This window comes from Mesorhizobium sp. P3_A9 (genome assembly GCF_056402975.1).
In genome coordinates, this window is the sequence record NZ_JBFUGJ010000562.1 from 1 (window position 1) to 2,512 (window position 2,512).

Genomic DNA, 2,512 nt, shown 5'->3' on the forward strand with positions numbered 1-2,512 from the left:
GGCCATCTGGCGGCGCTTGGCGCCCCGACTGAAGAGGAATCCGTAAATTCCCTCAGGGTACGCAGCAACTCTCAATCGTCATCTAAATCTTCTTCATCTTGTTTTTCTTGCTCCTTAGCAGCGGCAGCATCGGCGTCTGCCTGCTGTTTGGTGGCGGCGGCGTCTGCTGCCCGTTGCACGTCACGCTCCTTCTGATCTGCGCCTAGCTGATCCTCTATCTGTTTCTCTAAATCGGTCGCGGCGCCAACTTTATGCTCATCTTGCAGTTCCTTTTCATCTTGGAGGACTTTGGCATCGTGGGCGGCGTCGGCAGCCCTTTTTGCTGATGCAGCCTGCATCTCTGCCCTAGCTTGAGCCATCTGATCTCTTACGTCTTGATCAACCATTCTATTCCTCCCCTTGGTTGGTGACAGCCAACAGTATTTGACGACTCCAGTATTGTCACATCACAGAAGCGGAGCACTCAATGACCGATTCCCGCGCGCACGACATACTCTCGCGCCCGTCGGATCTGGAGACCGAACGCTCGGCCTATGAGACGGTGTGGGGAAAGGTCGCGGAGTTCTGCACCCTGATGCTCCTGACGTCTGGCGCGGTCGCCGCACGTCTGTTCCCGGGCGTGACAGCCAGGCAGAGCGGCAGGAGCGTCGGGCCTCGCGTGTCTATGCCAACACAATCAACAGCGCAGCCAACCGCCTCGCTGCTGGCCTGGAGAGCCTTTCGATTTTTCGGCTGCGGCGCGTTGATTTGAGCGCCCCTTGGCTGTACCTGTCCGGGAACAAGGGTGGCCAATGGCAGTGATCCCGAAAATCCTCGTCTTCGCCGGCTCGGTGCGCAGCGGCGCCTATAGCGGCAGGACCGCCGACGTGGCGCAGAAGGAACTTGCGGTGCAAGGCGCCGAGGTGACCCGCATTTCGCTCGCCGACTATCCCTTGCCGATCCTCGACGAGGATCTGGAGAAGGAGAAGGGTGTCCCCGAAAACGCCCAGAAGCTCGCGCGGCTGATCATCGCCCATGACGGGCTGCTGATCGCCACGCCCGAATATAACGGCTCGATCCCGCCGCTGCTCAAGAACACGATCGACTGGGTGAGCCGGGTGCGCCGGGATGGCGGCCGGACGGTCAGGCCGCTTGCCGGCAAGGTTGCCGGCCTGTGCTCGTCCTCCAACGGCCACTTCGCCGGCATACGCTGCATCAACCATCTGCGCGCCGTGCTGGTGCGCTGCCAGATGGAGGTGGTGACGCCGGAATGCTCGGTGCCGGACGGCGGCGACGCCTTTGACGAAGGCGGCAATTTTCGTGACGAAAGACTGTACAAATCGATGGAGCACCTATGCCGCACACTGATCGAAACCTCGCGCATGCTGTCGACGCGGATCGAGGCGTGATCGCCGCAACCATGCACACCCAATCCATGCAGGCCCACTCCATGAAGGAAAGACTGATCGTCGGCCTCGACGTGCCGACCGTGAAAGAGGCCGAGCAGGCGGTGCGCGAACTCGACGGCGTCGTCTCCTTCTACAAGATCGGCTATCAGCTGGCCTTTGCCGGCGGATTGGACTTCGCCAGGGAACTGGCCAGCGGCGGGACAAAGATCTTCCTCGATATGAAGCTGCTCGACATCGACCACACGGTGGCCAAGGGCGTCGAGAACATCGTCAAGATGGGCATGACCATGCTGACCATCCACGCCTATCCGAAGGCGATGAAGGCGGCGGTGGAAGCGGCCAGGGGCAGCGAGCTTTGCCTGCTTGCCGTCAGCGTGCTGACCTCGATGGACGAGCAGGACATGATCGATGTCGGCTATGAGTATGACCCGCACACGCTCGTGCTCAGGCGCTCGGAACAGGCTCTGCATGCCGGCATGGGCGGCATTGTCTGCTCGGCGGCGGAGGCCGAAGCGGTGCGCCGCATCGTCGGCCCCGACATGGCGGTGGTGACGCCCGGCATCCGGCCGGCAGGCAGCGACCATGGCGACCAGAAACGCGTGGTGACGCCGGCGCAAGCGATCCGCAACGGCGCCAGCCACCTCGTCGTCGCCCGCCCGATCGTTGCGGCGGCCAATCGACGCGAGGCTGCGCAAGCCATCCTTGATGAAATGCGCTCGGCCTGACGCCCAGATAGAAACTCGGAGAAGAACAATGCCAAAGGGATACTGGGTCGCTCGTGTCGATGTGCGCGATGCCGAAGGCTACAAGGACTATGTCGCCGCCGCCAAACCCGTCTTCGAGCGGTTCGGCGCGAAGTTCCTGGCGCGCGGCGGCGAGCATGAAAAGGCCGAAGGGCCAGGACGTGCGCGCAACGTCATCATCGAATTCGAGTCGCTCGCCGCGGCGCATGACTGCTACCACTCGCCGGAGTATCAGCGCGCGGTCGCCATCCGCCAGAAGGTCGCCGACGGTGAGATCGTGCTGGTCGAAGGCGCCTGAGGCTTACTGGCCGGCTTCAGACGAAATCCTGAAGGTTGACGTCGCGCAGCTTGGCGCCGCCAAGCAACGCGCCGATCAGCTGG

Annotated in this window: 5 protein-coding genes; 4 read left to right on the top strand and 1 reads right to left on the bottom strand. The window is 62.5% G+C overall.

Features of this window, described 5'->3' with window-relative positions:
• Positions 1-71: 71 nt before the first annotated feature.
• Positions 72-386, bottom strand: a complete 315-nt coding sequence (locus tag AC1DX0_RS34450; protein WP_477218939.1) for a hypothetical protein — start codon at positions 384-386, stop codon at positions 72-74.
• An 80-nt stretch (positions 387-466) separates the two neighbouring features.
• On the opposite strand from AC1DX0_RS34450, the gene AC1DX0_RS34455 reads away from it, so the two are divergent.
• From AC1DX0_RS34455 to AC1DX0_RS34470, 4 genes are read left to right on the top strand one after another with little or no spacing between them, the layout of a single operon-like run.
• Positions 467-751 (top strand): hypothetical protein, encoded by a 285-nt coding sequence (locus AC1DX0_RS34455; protein ID WP_477218940.1) that lies wholly within the window; start codon positions 467-469, stop codon positions 749-751.
• A gap of 40 nt (positions 752-791) precedes the next feature.
• Positions 792-1,388: an NADPH-dependent FMN reductase gene (locus tag AC1DX0_RS34460; protein ID WP_477218941.1), complete on the top strand. Its 597-nt coding sequence runs from the start codon at positions 792-794 to the stop codon at positions 1,386-1,388.
• Between the two features lie 11 nt (positions 1,389-1,399).
• Positions 1,400-2,113, top strand: coding sequence for an orotidine-5'-phosphate decarboxylase (pyrF, locus tag AC1DX0_RS34465; protein WP_477219115.1), 714 nt, complete (start codon positions 1,400-1,402; stop codon positions 2,111-2,113).
• A 28-nt stretch (positions 2,114-2,141) separates the two neighbouring features.
• The gene (locus tag AC1DX0_RS34470; RefSeq protein ID WP_477218942.1) at positions 2,142-2,429 is read left to right on the top strand and encodes a DUF1330 domain-containing protein; all 288 of its coding nucleotides are present in this window, start codon (positions 2,142-2,144) and stop codon (positions 2,427-2,429) included.
• Positions 2,430-2,512 lie beyond the last annotated feature (83 nt).

What these genes read in the sequence shown, in the direction of transcription:
- AC1DX0_RS34470 (WP_477218942.1), top strand. Translation starts at nt 2,142, where the DNA reads ATGCCAAAGGGATACTGGGTCGCTCGTGTCGATGTGCGCGATGCCGAA.
- AC1DX0_RS34450 (WP_477218939.1), bottom strand. Translation starts at nt 386, where the DNA reads ATGGTTGATCAAGACGTAAGAGATCAGATGGCTCAAGCTAGGGCAGAG.
- pyrF (WP_477219115.1), top strand. Translation starts at nt 1,400, where the DNA reads ATGCACACCCAATCCATGCAGGCCCACTCCATGAAGGAAAGACTGATC.
- AC1DX0_RS34460 (WP_477218941.1), top strand. Translation starts at nt 792, where the DNA reads ATGGCAGTGATCCCGAAAATCCTCGTCTTCGCCGGCTCGGTGCGCAGC.
- AC1DX0_RS34455 (WP_477218940.1), top strand. Translation starts at nt 467, where the DNA reads ATGACCGATTCCCGCGCGCACGACATACTCTCGCGCCCGTCGGATCTG.